We start from the raw sequence: 13524 nt of genomic DNA, 5'->3' as shown, positions 1-13524 counted from the left end.
CTCTCGGAATCAGCGGAGGGTCGGCACGTCTTGTTGTCGGCGCAAGTGGTCCGGTAGAGTCTGATCCCTGAACATCCATCGAGAGTTGGAGCAAGATGCCATCTGAATCGTTGCAGGTCGAGGCGGGAAACGTGCTCGAGTGGGGGAAGTTATTGGAACACCTGGCGTCTTACGCCCAGTCGACGGTCGGCGCAGAACGCTGTCGCGCGATGGGCTTGGAGCAAGATGTGGAACAGGCCCGCAGCCGGCAGGCGGAAACTACCGACATGATGCGCTTGCGTGACGGTACCGATCCCTTCCCGGTCCTCCGGTTTCCGGATGTGCTGGAGTGGTTAGGGCGGGTGGCGAAAGGGGCAGCCTTGGAGGCGCATGAGTTGCGAGACATCGCGCTCGTCCTAGAAGTCATCGAGGATGTGCAGCGCTATCTCCTCCGCCACCAGGTCGATGCCCCCACGGTGAGCGCCCTGGTGTCGGAGTTAGGGCCGGTCAACGAGTATCGGCGGCTCTCCGCGGCTCTGAAGGGCGCGATCGAGCCCGACGGGTCGATACGGGAATCGGCCAGCCCTGAATTGCACCGCCTGATGCAACGTGCGACCGACCTTAAGCAGCAGATGCGGCATCGCCTCGATCAAATCTTGCATTCGCGCCGCTACGAAGCGGTCTTGCAGGAACAATACTTCGCGCAGCGCGAAGGGCGTTATGTGGTTCCGATCAAGGCTGAGATGCAGGGGCGGGTCCCCGGCATCGTGCACGACGTGTCGTCGAGCGGTGCCACCCTCTTTCTGGAGCCGCGTGAATTGGTGGATCTGAATAACTCGATTAAAGTGGTGGATTTGGACGTCGAGCGTGAGGTGCGTCGAATCTTGCGGGAGCTCTCGGCCCTCGTGGCCCCTCACCAACCAGCACTCGCCGGGGCGGTAGGGGTGCTCGGTCGCCTGGATGCCATCTCTGCGAAGGCAGGATTGAGTCAGCGTTTGCACGCCTCCCCCCCGCGTCTCAATGATCAGGGGCGCGTGGTGCTCAAGCAGGCCCGTCACCCGTTTCTCGTGTTGACGAAGGAGCAGGTGGTGCCCAATGACTTGGCGTTTGACGAAACTGTGCGAGTGCTCATCATCTCCGGTCCCAACACGGGCGGAAAAACCGTCACGCTGAAGTTGCTTGGCCTGTTCGCCTTGATGGTACGCTGCGGCTTGCATCTTCCCTGTGCGCCGGAGTCGGAGATGGCGATCTTTCCGTCGGTGTATGCCGATATCGGCGATGCACAAGATCTGGCGCGCGACCTGTCCAGTTTTTCCGCCCACATTACGCAGATGGTGCAACTGCTCAGTGAGGTGTCCGACGGAGTCGGCACTACCGGTCGACCTGCGACAGCGCCTCCCTCCCGTGCCCTGGTCTTGCTGGACGAGCCGGTGACCTCCACCGATCCCGCCGAAGGGGCGGCGCTAGCGAGCGCCCTACTCTGTCGGCTGGCTGAGGCTGGTGTGAAAGTCGTAGCCACGACCCACTACAGCGTGCTGAAAGGGTTAGCCCAGGAGCGACCTGGATTTGCCAATGCGAGCGTCGAATTCAATATTGAGACCTTGTCGCCGACCTATCGGTTGATACTGGGACAACCAGGGGGCTCCGCTGCGATTGAAATTGCAGGGCGGCTCGGGATGGATCAGGCGGTGCTGGATGATGCTCGAGCGCGGCTTCAGGGCGATAACCGTGTGCTGGAGACGCTGTTGACTGATCTACAGGACAAACAACGACGGTTGAGCGAAGACCTTGCCGCGGCGGTGGCGGCCAGGCATGGCGCTGAACAGGCTTCGCAGGAAGCCCACGAGTTGCTGACCTTGCTGCGCGAGTCAGAGCGAGATGAGCGGCAAGGACTGAAGAAGAAGCTGTCACAGGAATTTCAACGTGCCCGTGCCGCGGTGCAGGCGACGATCGAGGATCTCAAACGCGATCAAAAATTGCTCAAGGCCAAGGAGACCAAAGTCCGGCTGGTTGAATTGGAACAGGCGGTCCGACGTGAGGTGGAGGAACCCGAGGCGCCGATTCCTGTCGATCAGCTTGCCGCTGGGGATCCGGTGGAAGTGGTCGGGTTGGGAATGACGGGTACGTTGCTGGAATCACCTCAAGGGAAAAAGCGGGTGCGACTGAAAGTCGGTGAGGGAGAGATTCTGGCCAGCGTGGCAAGTCTGGCGGGTGTTGCCAAGCCTCACAAGGCGGCACGTCGTGAGCCGGTCAAGGCGAGTTCGGTTCCCTCCAGGCGTACCAGTCAAACACTCGCCACCGAGGATATTCAGGAGACATTGGACGTGCGCGGCCAAGCGGCTGATGATGCGCTGGATGTCGTGGTGGCCGGCCTTGATCGTGCCGTCCTCGGGGGAAGCCCGTTTGTGCGCATTATCCACGGGCACGGGACGGGTCGGCTGAGGACTGCCTTGCGGGAATATCTGAAGGCCTCCCCCTACGTCGTGGCGTTTAGGCCTGGTGATCGTGCGGAGGGAGGCGATGGGGTGACGATCGTGGAATTGCGATAACCCCGCGGCCCGTGGCCGGGGGACTATGCTCGATGCCTGAAGTTTTGTATGCTGAAGGGGTGCTGTGTGCAGATGTCCGCACGCCACAGGGTGTGTGGAGCATGACATGACGTCACCCATATTGCGTCGGGACCGGGGCTCCGCCGGGCCGCACACACCACTTAGTCCACGCTGCCGGTCACGCCGCAATCTACCCCATGGCCGCCGTCATGCGCCAGCGGGTCAGTCTTCAAAGTTTGGTCACCCTCTCAGTGCTCGCCGTGGGACTGGTCTCCGGCACGGTGGGGCTCGCCTATGCCTACTGGCATGCCCGACAATCGCTACAGACCACCGTCGGGATCACCTTTCAGGAAATCGCCCGCCAGAGTGCCGACAAAGCCGCCTTGTTGCTCACCGGAGAAATTGAATGGGTGCAACGGCTTGCTGCGCTTCCCGATCTGCGTACGTCGGTGGAAGGCACCCTGTTGCCAGCTCAGGCGGCTCGGCAGGTTGAGCGCTGGCGCGAAGCGCAGCATCGCTATTTTCATTCACTGGCCATTGTGCGGGCGGATGGGCAACTGGTCGGAGGCCGGTTGAGTGATTCCGTCCGAGAGTTTTACGCGAGGCAGCCGTGGTGGACGATGGTCGTGCAGGAGGGGCATTCCTGGGCGGGACCTCTCACGGTTGACGAGGAGGGACATGGGTACTGGGAAGTTGCGGTCCCGATCGGTGAGCGAGGTGAGGCGGTCCGTGGAGTCCTCAAGGTCGTCATCGGAACGGATCGCATCCTGTCCTCGATCCTCGGGAGCCGACTCGGTCGAACAGGCCACATGATGCTGTTGGACGATCACGGCACAATCCTGGCTTGCTCCGCTCTTGCCCCCACCCTCCATATGCCGCTTCCGGCGAGCGTGACGCAGTGGGGAACCGAGGGTAACGCTGTCCGATGGGCTCGGGTCAATCAGGATAGTCACGGCGGCCAGGAGAGCATCATTGGAATGGCTCCTGTCGTGCTTTCGGCTCAGGTGGTGCGGGCGCCGGCCTGGTCTATTCTGGTGCAGCAGGATCCGATTGAGACATTCGAGCCCTTGGCCGCCCTGCTCGGGAAACTTGGCGCCTTCTGGATCGGGACGAGTGTCTTTATGGTCTGGCTGCGCTGGCGGCTTGGTCGGCGAATTGTGCGCCCGCTGGGGACGCTGAGTGAGCGTATCAACCGGATGGCCGACGGCGGAACCCCCGCCACGTTTCTGGCGTCGTCGCCCGGCGAAGCGAGCGGCATTGAGGAGATCGATCGGCTGGCTGCGAGTTTTGATGACCTTGCGCAACGCTTGGAGTTGGCCTCACAGGCCAAGGAACAATATGTTCGAAGGCTCGAGCAGGCGAATGTCGATTTGGCCACGTCTGAGGAACACTATCGGCTGCTCTGGGATCATGCGGTCGATACCAAAATTCTAGTCGATCCCCTCGGGGTGGTTCAGGCCGTGAATAGACGTGGCGAGGTGATGCTTGCCCGGCCGGCCTCAACTCTTCTTCATCGGCCGGTCCTCGACCTCGTCGCGGAGGCTGAGCGGCTCCGCCTGCAGACACAACTGAATCTGGTGCTCCATCGCGGCGCGGAGGTCTCGGCAGGCGTGATGGGCGTGCCGACACCCGGAGGTGATTTGACGATGGAGATCGACTGCGTGCCGGTCACGAAGGCCGGCCGCATCGAGTCCATCATGGTGCAACTCCGAGATCTGACGGAGCAGAAAACACTCGAACAGCAATTGCTCCGATCCGAACGGCTCGCGTCGCTGAGTCAATTTGCCTCCATGTTTGCGCATGATATTCGGAATCCCCTGGCCGGGATTAAGAAGACACTGGAATGGCTGAGCGGGCGTCCGGAGATGGCGCAGGACCTGCCTCGACGCTGCTTGGAAGATTTGCGCTTCACGACGGATCTGCTCCTCGGCATGATCAACGATATGTTGGATGTGTATCAGGAGCACTATTCAGGACTTCCGTTGAGTACCTCACCGGTGGCCGCCAGCCTGCTGCTGCAGGAGACGTTACGACTCTTTCGTTCCGAGGCGGAAGCGCAGGGCGTGCGGTTTGCGGTGCGTACGCCGTCGGACGAGGTGTGGCTATGGGGGGACGGGCGACGGCTGCAACGGGTGCTGATCAACCTGCTGCATAACGCCCTCAAGTACTCGCCGCCTCAGGGCACGATCACCATGACCCTGCAGGTGGAAGAGACGCCGATGTCGAACGCCACGCTGCCCGGTGAACCTTCTCCCGGAGTCATGGTCACGATCTGTATCGAGGATGAGGGCCCGGGAATCGCCCCGGAAGATGTGCCGCATCTGTTCGAGATGTTCTTCCGAAAAAAGGATGGACAGGATTATCGGATCGGCCGCGGTCTGGGGCTGCATTTTTGTCGTCTCGTGGTCGAGGCCCATGGGGGGCGCATCACGGCCGGCAATCGTCGTGCGGGTGGAGCCGTCTTGACGGTTGCGTTACCGGTCAGACAGGAACAGTCATGCCTCTCACCATCCTGATCGCCGAAGATCAACGGCTCTTCCGGCAGAGTCTCCGGATGTTGCTGGAGCACGAGCCGGACATTGTGGTGGTTGGAGATGCGATGGACGGTCGGCACGCGTTTGACCTCGCGGTCGAGCATAAGCCGGACATCGTGTTGATGGATGTCGACATGCCGCGGCTGGATGGCATTACCGCTACCCGTTTGATCCGCAGCTGTGTGCCGGATTGCCGTGTGTTGATGTTGTCGGTGCATGACGACGATGCCCGTATCGTTGCTGCGGTGCGGGCCGGCGCCTGCGGATATATTTTGAAAGACGCCGACCATCAGGAGTTCCTGCGGATCATCCGTGCGACCTTCCAGAATATTCCCGTGCGCTCGGCCTACATGCCGGACGGGTTTGCCAAGCAGGCTCTGTCCATGGCGGGCCGACAAGGCCGGGCGGATCCGGGAGGGCTGTCTCTGTTGACCGATCGTGAGCGGGAAATTCTGGCCTGCGCGGCCGCCGGTCGCAGCAATAAAGAAATCGCCGATCAACTCTGCGTATCCCTGGATACCGTCAAAACCCATCTCCATCATACCTACCAAAAGTTGCAGGTCAGCGGGCGTGTCGAGGCCGTGCTCGTCTACCTCGGGAATGGCTAACGTCAGCTCTCTCAGGCGTTTCTCCTCACCCGAAGGGTGGAGAGAAAATCCATCCCCCAGGCAATAGTCCTCGCAGACAACTATCCGTACAGTGGGATTAGTGTCAGTCGTCACGGAGTGCCGTGAACATGCTTGAGAGAGGAGGACGCACCATGGAGACGAACGCGCGTCTAGCGGCTGCATTTCAGATCATCGTCGGGTCGGCTGTCGCACTGTTCCTGGCATCTGGCATGGGAGCCCAGGTTATTCACCCGGATCAGATGCTCGGGACGTTTTCGCCGCAATTGGAGAGTCGGCCCGGGGAAAGTCCGGCCTTTAGTGAACCGGCGGGGAGTGAGCCGGACAAGAGGTTTGAGCGCCAGATGCTGGCCCCGGAGAACGAGACGTCCGGTGGAATGGACATGAAAATGCTGAAGACGCCGGACAGCCATGATGCAGAAGAGGCACGGGAATCGGATCGTCAATCATCGGTCTCCTATTGATCCTATTTCCGGGGATCGGGTCATGACCAAGGAGGCGCACCATGAACAGTTACAGGCCAGGATACGGGCTGTGGACCCTGTTGTTCGGATTCTGTCTGGGGACGAGCCTGCTGCTCGGACACGCCGGTGCCCAACAGTCGTGGATCGACGAGATCAACGGCTCGCTCAACTTCTACAAAACCAGCTATCCGGGCGCGAATTGGGAGCCGTATAGCCAGCGGCTGGCGGTGGTGAAGGACGCCATTGGGCGTGGAGATACCAAGACCGTCAAAACCGAGATGGGGAAGTGGTTCAAGATGTTACGGACTCGCGAGCAGGGCATTCACGATGTCGCGGCCGATGAGTTGTTTAACTTTGCCGTCATGGTCACCCCGATCCAGGAATACGGCATTGCTGTCCCACCGGTTCCGGGCATGGGCAGTGAGCCGGGCTACTGAACGGGACGACGGATCACGACAGACGTGAAAGGAGGGTGCCATGAAGTGGACGGCGTGCCTTCTTGTCGGGATGCTCGGAGTTGTGTGGCCGTTGGGGCCGGCCGGGGCCGGCTCCTCGGATGCGTCATCGCCAGGCGTGCATCTGGCCGTGAGCGGGCAGATTACCAAGATCGAGAGCGGGCTCCTGTTTGTAAAGACGCCGTACGGGCTGCAACTACGGACGATCAGCCCCAATAAGGCGGATCGAGTCGGATTGCATGATGCGCGGGTCGGTGATGAGGTGTGGTTGTTGCTCGATTCAGGCAATGTCCTGTTGGACGCCGCCAGGCCAGGTGGAGAGGATTTTGCTAATCATAAGGTGTTGGCCGGTCGAATACATTACGCCGATCCCTATTGGGGAGAAATCCAGATCTCCACTCCTGAAGGGTTCGAACGGTTCGAGGTGGATACGCTGGCAGGGAGCAAGCTCTCGGTGTTCCAGGAAGGGATGCCCGTGACGATCGAACTGGATGCAGATAATGTGATGATCGACATCCAGTCCAATCGGTGAGGCGCAGGGTTCGGCATGCCTGTGCTCCTTGACTTGCTTTCACGCGACTCGTACCATTTCTGCAGACGTGTGCTGCTGTCCGACTGACGCGGGCGGCAGCGCACGATTCCCCACAGCCCGCAACGCGAACGCATCAGGGTTGCCCATGCGACGTCGTCTGCCGTGGATGTTGGCCTGTCTCTTAGCCGGAGGGGCGCTGCCCGTCATCCCGGCGACCTCAGGGTTTGAACAACCCGAACATTCATCCATCCCGTTCCAAACAGTCCTTGAGCTTGAACAAGCCGCTCGGCTACTCGCCGTGCTCCTCGACTCCGGTCGTGCGGTCATCAACGACAATCAGATCGTGTTAGAGGAATCGCAGGGCAAGGGCCTCACGCCGGAAGCCTTCGAACGACAACTCATGGACATGTTCCGGGGGCGGGCCGGTATCGACCTGCATGAGTTGGACGGCGCGGCTCTGGCCCCCCGCACCAAACGGCTGCTCCGCGCATTGGTCGAGACCAGCAGGCAGGTGATCGCCGATCTCCGTCAGGAACTCCATCCCCAGGCGACCCAATTCAGAGGCTTTATTCCCGCCGCGTTCGGCGCAAGGGTGTCGGCCCGGTTCACCGATCACACAGGGGTGCGCTTGAAACAAACCTCCTTGGCGCCGCGGAACCCTGCCAATCGCCCGGACGCCTACGAACGGGGTGCCTTGGAAGCCTTTGCCGATTCCGCCTATCCCCGGGAAACCGTCATCAGTGAAATGGCGGCCAAGAGCGCGTCGTTCCGGCTGATGTTTCCGTTGTACGCGACGAGGCATTGTCTGGATTGTCATGGTGAACCCAAAGGCGTGGTCGACCGCATGGGCTATCCACGGGAGGGCCTCGTTCTCGGACAAAATGCCGGGGCGATCAGCGTACTACTGCCGGTCAAACCATGAAGATCGTTCTGGTGCTACTTGCCCTGCTTCTCGGCACTGTTGACTGCGGGGCCGCCAATGAGCGCCCGCTGTTGCCGGTTGAGAAACCGGCCGGCAGTGGGGTCATCGTGCATCATGATGGCTATGTGCTCACGGCCCATCATGTGATCGCAAACGCAAAACGCATCACGATTGTGACGCCGGGAGAGTTTCGCGCGCCTGCGGTCCTCGTCAGTGTGGATGCGGAGCATGACCTGGCACTCTTGAAGGTCGAAACCGTCGGGCTCTCCGAAGCGCCGCTCGGGTATGCCGGTGCCGTGAAATTGGACCAGGAGGTGATTGCCGTCGGGTTTCAGTTCGGGTTGCGCGAAACCACGATTACCAGAGGCCATGTGGCCGCCGTGCGGACGAGAGGCGTGCAACGGGTGTTTCAAGTCGACGCGGCGGTGAACCCGGGCAACAGCGGCGGGGCGATATTCAATCGGCAGGGTGAAGTCGTTGGGATTCTCACCACGAAATTTACGCACCCCTCCGGCATTGTGCCCGAAGGCATGGCGTTTGCTGTGCCGATCAGTTATGCCACGCCTCTGCTGGCCAACATTCCGGACTTTGATTTTTCTGCGATCGGCAAAGTCAGGAAGGAGTCCAAGAAAGCAAAGGGGAACGGGGATCCCGTGCTGGAAATGGCGCGGACCTCGGTCCGGATCGAAACGATCCGCATGTCTGAACCGCCGGCTGTCCCGAGCCACTCGGCGGCGCCTCCTCCGGTTGCGGAGACGCTACGAGGCGGGCAGCCCTCGGTTGCCCGCGCACCAGCGCCGCTTGTCCGGTCGAATGACACTCCTCCGTCACTCGGTGAGGATGTCATTGAGCGGGTCAATACGCAGCTTCAGGCGGACCAGCAGGAAGCCGTAAAACGGCTGCTGGACCAAGGTCTGACGCCGCCACCCGGGATGGTGCTGATTCCGGCAGGCGAATTTCTGATGGGCATGGAGGATGGCCTGCCCGATGCGCGCCCGGTCCATCGTCTCTATCTCAGCGCCTACTGGATCGATCAACAGGGGGTGACGAACGGGCAGTATCGAGCCTGCGTGGACGGAGGGAGTTGTCTTCCGCCGAAAGTACGCGCGGCCTTCGATGATCCTCAGTTGGAGCCACGTCCCGTGACCGATGTGACGTGGATGCAGGCGAGAACTTACTGTCAGTGGGGCGGGAAGCGGTTGCCCACGGAAGCCGAATGGGAGAAGGCCGCGCGCGGAACAGATGGCCGGCGGTATCCCTGGGGCAACAGTGACGAGGTGATCCAGAAAAGCCGTGCGGCACTGACGGATGGAAAGGCCTCAGCGAACGGCGTTGAGCCGGCGGGCATGCCGCTGGCGGCTCGTTCCCCCTATGGCGTGTCCGGCATGATCGGCCTGGTCTCGGAATGGGTGAAGGATTGGTATGCCGAAGACTTTTACCGCACCTCGCCCGTCCGAGACCCACAAGGGCCGCTGCGCGGAACGTTCAGAGTCTTGCGCGGCGGCAGTTGGATGGAACGGCCCCTGGAATTGCGCGCCGGGTATCGAGGCTGGGACGAGATGACGTACTGGGGTCCGACCTTGGGGTTTCGGTGCGCGAATGACGCGCCGTAGCGGTCAGGATGCGGACCAGGCCGCTGGTTTTCCTTGCCGGGAGATGCGGCCGTTTCCCGCCTCTTTCCCTCTCACCCGTTCTCCAGTACGATAGCCCATCCCGTACAGACTGTTACACCGGTTGAATCGTCTCGATGTCCTCTTCGACCCAGACAACTAAAATTCTCTCCGCGCTTGCAGTCGGCCTCGCGGTCTGTGCCTTCGTGGCAGGACTGCGCATGACCCGGTGGTTTGAGGTCGCGGAACTCAAGGCGCTGGATCATCTTGTCCGTCGCTACGCCGAACCCGCCAAGGCGGATTCCAATCTTGTGCTGCTGGCCATTGATGAGTCGAGCTTGGAGGCCTTCGGGCGCTGGCCCTGGCCGCGCGATCGCTATGGGTATGTTGTGCGGTATCTCAAGCAGGCGGGTGCGCGGGCCGTCGTGTTCGATGTGATGTTTTTTGAGCCGGATGAAAATGCCGAGGAATTTGATCAGTCGTTTGCGGACGACATGCGCGCGGCAGATAATGTGTTCCTGCCGATGTTGTTCCAGGCCGAGCCGGGTCAGCTTCCTCCGGATCTGCAATCCCGCGCGACTCTGAAAGTCGAACTGCCGGAATCGGACCGGGTTGCCGCGCATCAGGGTGGAGTGAAACTCCCGATTCCTGTGTTGGCCCAGCAGGCGAGGGGGCTGGGTGTCATCAATCTGTCAGCCGACGCCGACGGCCCCACGAGACGCATTCCGTTGCTGGGGCAGGTGAACGGGCGGTTCGTGCCGCACCTCTCCCTCGCGGTTGCTCGCTATCTGCTCGGGGCGGAGGGGATCACCGTCAAGGACGGCCGGGTACAGATCGGTAACACCAGCGTGCCGCTCGATGCCGATGGCCGTCTGTTGATCCGGTGGCACGGGTCCTTGGAGGAGACGTACCATGTCCGAAAGTATTCGATCGGGCGGGTGTTACAGGCGTTTGCCCAGCAGCAGAAGGGGGAACGACCAGCGTTGGACGCGACGCTCTTCAAAGACAAGGTCGTGTTTATCGCTGGGACGGCTGCCGGGTTGTACGATCTTCGAGTGACCCCGTTTGCCTCCGCCACGCCCGGGGTGTTGATCCACATGGCGGCCTTGGACAATGTGCTCCATGGGCAGGGGTTGCAGGCCGCTCCACCCTGGTTTTCATTGACCGTCCTGTTAGGGCTGTGTCTCGCTTCAGCCGGGACTTTCATGTTGTTCCGATCATATCCGGCGAAATTCGGCGTCACGTTGGGGCTGGCCGTGGCCTACTACGGCCTGGTGGCGCATGCGTTCGGCGGACATGCGCGTTGGCTGGAACTTGTTTTTCCGGAGGTAGCGTTGGTCGTGACGTTCGGTACCGCGGCGACGGTCGAATATGTGACTGAAGGCAAACAGCGTCGGCTCATGCGTGCGGCTTTCGACAAATACATGTCGTCCGAGGTGGTCGAGGAGATCATGCGCAACCCCGAGGCCATCAGGCTGGGGGGAGAGAAGAAGGAAATCTCCATCCTGTTTTCCGATATCGCGGGCTTCACCACGATTTCGGAGAAGATGACGCCCGAGGATCTTGTGGCCTTGCTCAACCGCTACCTCTCGGCGATGACGACGATCATCAAGACGAGCCATCGCGGGAATGTGAACAAGTATTTGGGGGACGGGATCATGGCGCTCTTCGGGGCGCCGCTCGACGATCCGAAGCATGCGTCGCTGGCCTGTTATGCCGCGCTGGACTGTCAGGCCGAATTGGCCAGACTTCGCCGCATCTGGGTGGAGGAGGGACTCCCGGAGATCGGGGCCAGAATCGGCATCAATTCCGGCCCCTGCATCGTGGGGAACATGGGGTCCGAGGAGCGCATGGAATATACGGTGACGGGCGACAGCGTCAATCTGGCGTCGCGTCTGGAAGGCGCGAGCAAATATTACGATACGTTGATCCTGATCGGACAGCGGACCGCCGAACTGGCCAAGAACGACGTTGAAGTGCGCGAGATCGATCTGTTACGAGTGAAAGGTAAAAAAGAGCCGGTCGTCGTGTTCGAACTCCTGGGCCGGAACGGGCAGGTGGACGAGGCGAAACGACGTGTCGTCGATCGGTATCTGGAGGGGCTGGCGGCCTACAAACAGCGAGATTTTGAGACCGCCTGTACGCGATTCACCGAGGCGCTCGCCATGGATCCGTCGGATGGACCGTCACGGGTTTACGTGGAACGGTCCACCAACTATCGGCACACACCCCCGCCGGCCGACTGGGACGGGGTGTATGAGATGACATCAAAGTAAGCTGCGGTGTTGAGGGGAGGACGCTGTGACACAACCACGACGAAACTGGATTCCATTGGTCGCATTCTGCGCCGTGCTGGTGACGGGAGGCGTAGAGGCGTGGGCTGAGACGGTCTATGTGCAAGCGAAGACCGCGCAACTCCGTTTAGGGAAAACCTCGTTGGATGCGGTGGTCGGCAACGTCAAGTACGGTGATGCGCTGGAAGTGGTCGGTCGCGACGGCAGCTGGGTGGAGGTCAAGACGGCTACCGGTGCCAAAGGATGGATTTTCTCCAACAAAACGTCGAGCACAAAACCCTCCGGGACCAATGATGCGCTGGCCAGGCTCGGGCAAAGTATGCGCGGCGGTGACGCCTCGGCGACCACGGCATCAGCCGGGGCCAGGGGCCTGGACAAGGCATCGGAAGGGTATGCCGACCGCACCGGCGTGTCGGCGAGGGATCGTGAAGCGGTGGATCGCATGACAGCGTACCAGATTGCCGATCAGGAGGTTGAAGAGTTTCTGCGGGAAGGAGGGCTTGGCGAATATGCGAAATAATCACGTCGTGACGGCAAGTCTGCTCGCGCTGTCTCTGACCGTGGCCGGCTGTGCGGAGGTTCAACGTGCCGGGGAAGATCTCGCGCGGCAATCCGGAAACCCGCGGTTGGCTGGGGCCATCCATGGAGTCGGGAATGTCGTCGGCAGTCTCTTTCCCATCGGCTATGAGGAAGAATCTTCGATTGGGCAGGCGATGGCCCTGCAGGTGGTGGCCCGTTACGGTGGTGTCGTGGACCAGCCGGAGCTGGTCCGATACGTGAACCTTGTTGCGAGGGCCGTGGCCAACACCTCGGATCGGCCGGACATTCCCTACCGGGTGGCGATTCTGGAACATGAGTCCATCAACGCCTTCGCCGCGCCGGCCGGGTACATTTTTGTGACTCGCGGGCTGCTCAAACAGGTCAGGAACGAGGCGGAACTGGCTGCCGTGTTGGGGCACGAGATCGCCCATGTGAGCCAGAAGCACATCCTCGATATTATTCAGCGGAGCAAGCGCCTGGCCGGTGTGACAGAGGCAGGCCTCTCCTATGCGACCAGTAATCCGGCTGCGTTCAAGAACGTGATCGACGGGGCCGTCAAGAAACTCCTCGACGAAGGGCTGGACCAGGGGAAGGAAATGGAGGCCGATACGATCGGCGAAGTCTTTGCCGCGCGAGTCGGATACGATCCGGAGGCCTATGTCGGGTTGCTGACGCGCTTGCGGGAGTTGAAGGGTGATGATCGCGCGCTGTTCAAGACGCATCCGAATTTTACTGCACGCATCGAAGCGGTGCAAAAAACGATACAGGGCAAACATCTCACCTCCACGGGGGTGATCTTGCAGGAGCGGTTCTCCCGAATGACCAAGCGTGTCTAGTGGCAGGCGGCTGAAACAGGCCGCCTGCAGCGTTCTCGCGGCGCTGGGCGGCTTGCCGCATTGACGCGTGAAGATTGCTAAGACACTGCCCGCTCACCGGCTCGCGGGCGCGCACAAACGTGGCGCTCGTTATTCCTCGCGCCGTGCGCCTCGCTGCGGCCTTGCTGGACGGCCTGTTTGAGC

The 13524-nt window shown here is 61.1% G+C and carries 11 protein-coding genes; all 11 read left to right on the top strand.

The genetic code is table 11. The annotated features are described in order from the left end of the window. Positions 1–95 precede the first annotated feature (95 nt). The 11 genes from KJA79_RS00890 to KJA79_RS00840 all read left to right on the top strand — a co-directional run bounded on the left by KJA79_RS00890 (position 96) and on the right by KJA79_RS00840 (position 13341). Positions 96–2528 (top strand): endonuclease MutS2, encoded by a 2433-nt coding sequence (locus KJA79_RS00890; protein WP_213040125.1) that lies wholly within the window; start codon positions 96–98, stop codon positions 2526–2528. A 197-nt stretch (positions 2529–2725) separates the two neighbouring features. Continuing rightward, on the top strand, positions 2726–5044 hold the full coding sequence (locus KJA79_RS00885; protein WP_213040124.1) for an ATP-binding protein: 2319 nt from the start codon (positions 2726–2728) through the stop codon (positions 5042–5044). After that, positions 5026–5670 carry a response regulator gene (locus tag KJA79_RS00880; protein ID WP_213040123.1) on the top strand — a complete coding sequence of 215 codons (645 nt, stop codon included), beginning with the start codon at positions 5026–5028 and terminating at the stop codon, positions 5668–5670. Before KJA79_RS00885 ends, KJA79_RS00880 begins: the two co-directional genes overlap by 19 nt. A 152-nt stretch (positions 5671–5822) precedes the next feature. Further along, positions 5823–6152: a hypothetical protein gene (locus tag KJA79_RS00875; protein ID WP_213040122.1), complete on the top strand. Its 330-nt coding sequence runs from the start codon at positions 5823–5825 to the stop codon at positions 6150–6152. 41 nt (positions 6153–6193) lie between these two features. After that, positions 6194–6589 carry a hypothetical protein gene (locus KJA79_RS00870; RefSeq protein ID WP_213040121.1) on the top strand — a complete coding sequence of 132 codons (396 nt, stop codon included), beginning with the start codon at positions 6194–6196 and terminating at the stop codon, positions 6587–6589. Positions 6590–6629: 40 nt separating this feature from the next. Next, positions 6630–7139, top strand: coding sequence for a hypothetical protein (locus tag KJA79_RS00865; protein ID WP_213040120.1), 510 nt, complete (start codon positions 6630–6632; stop codon positions 7137–7139). Positions 7140–7284: 145 nt separating this feature from the next. After that, on the top strand, positions 7285–8061 hold the full coding sequence (locus KJA79_RS00860; protein WP_213040119.1) for a Tll0287-like domain-containing protein: 777 nt from the start codon (positions 7285–7287) through the stop codon (positions 8059–8061). After that, positions 8058–9674 (top strand): SUMF1/EgtB/PvdO family nonheme iron enzyme, encoded by a 1617-nt coding sequence (locus tag KJA79_RS00855; RefSeq protein ID WP_213040118.1) that lies wholly within the window; start codon positions 8058–8060, stop codon positions 9672–9674. The genes KJA79_RS00860 and KJA79_RS00855 overlap by 4 nt, the downstream gene beginning before the upstream one ends. Before the next feature lie 134 nt (positions 9675–9808). Further along, the gene (locus KJA79_RS00850) at positions 9809–11947 is read left to right on the top strand and encodes a CHASE2 domain-containing protein (protein WP_213040117.1); all 2139 of its coding nucleotides are present in this window, start codon (positions 9809–9811) and stop codon (positions 11945–11947) included. Between the two features lie 25 nt (positions 11948–11972). Further along, positions 11973–12485 carry an SH3 domain-containing protein gene (locus KJA79_RS00845; RefSeq protein WP_213040116.1) on the top strand — a complete coding sequence of 171 codons (513 nt, stop codon included), beginning with the start codon at positions 11973–11975 and terminating at the stop codon, positions 12483–12485. After that, positions 12475–13341, top strand: a complete 867-nt coding sequence (locus KJA79_RS00840) for a M48 family metalloprotease (RefSeq protein WP_213040115.1) — start codon at positions 12475–12477, stop codon at positions 13339–13341. The genes KJA79_RS00845 and KJA79_RS00840 overlap by 11 nt, the downstream gene beginning before the upstream one ends. Positions 13342–13524: the final 183 nt, after the last annotated feature.

The organism is Nitrospira defluvii, from assembly GCF_905220995.1.
GTDB classification, from domain to species: Bacteria; Nitrospirota; Nitrospiria; order Nitrospirales; family Nitrospiraceae; genus Nitrospira_A; species Nitrospira_A defluvii_C.
Note: the sequence above shows the minus strand (reverse complement) of the source record. Positions and strands in the feature narration are given on the sequence as shown.

Excerpts from the sequence above, each read along its gene's own strand:
- KJA79_RS00885 (WP_213040124.1), top strand. The coding sequence starts at position 2,726 with ATGGCCGCCGTCATGCGCCAGCGGGTCAGTCTTCAAAGTTTGGTCACC.
- KJA79_RS00855 (WP_213040118.1), top strand. The coding sequence starts at position 8,058 with ATGAAGATCGTTCTGGTGCTACTTGCCCTGCTTCTCGGCACTGTTGAC.
- KJA79_RS00850 (WP_213040117.1), top strand. The coding sequence starts at position 9,809 with ATGTCCTCTTCGACCCAGACAACTAAAATTCTCTCCGCGCTTGCAGTC.
- KJA79_RS00875 (WP_213040122.1), top strand. The coding sequence starts at position 5,823 with ATGGAGACGAACGCGCGTCTAGCGGCTGCATTTCAGATCATCGTCGGG.
- KJA79_RS00860 (WP_213040119.1), top strand. The coding sequence starts at position 7,285 with ATGCGACGTCGTCTGCCGTGGATGTTGGCCTGTCTCTTAGCCGGAGGG.
- KJA79_RS00865 (WP_213040120.1), top strand. The coding sequence starts at position 6,630 with ATGAAGTGGACGGCGTGCCTTCTTGTCGGGATGCTCGGAGTTGTGTGG.
- KJA79_RS00870 (WP_213040121.1), top strand. The coding sequence starts at position 6,194 with ATGAACAGTTACAGGCCAGGATACGGGCTGTGGACCCTGTTGTTCGGA.
- KJA79_RS00880 (WP_213040123.1), top strand. The coding sequence starts at position 5,026 with ATGCCTCTCACCATCCTGATCGCCGAAGATCAACGGCTCTTCCGGCAG.
- KJA79_RS00840 (WP_213040115.1), top strand. The coding sequence starts at position 12,475 with ATGCGAAATAATCACGTCGTGACGGCAAGTCTGCTCGCGCTGTCTCTG.
- KJA79_RS00890 (WP_213040125.1), top strand. The coding sequence starts at position 96 with ATGCCATCTGAATCGTTGCAGGTCGAGGCGGGAAACGTGCTCGAGTGG.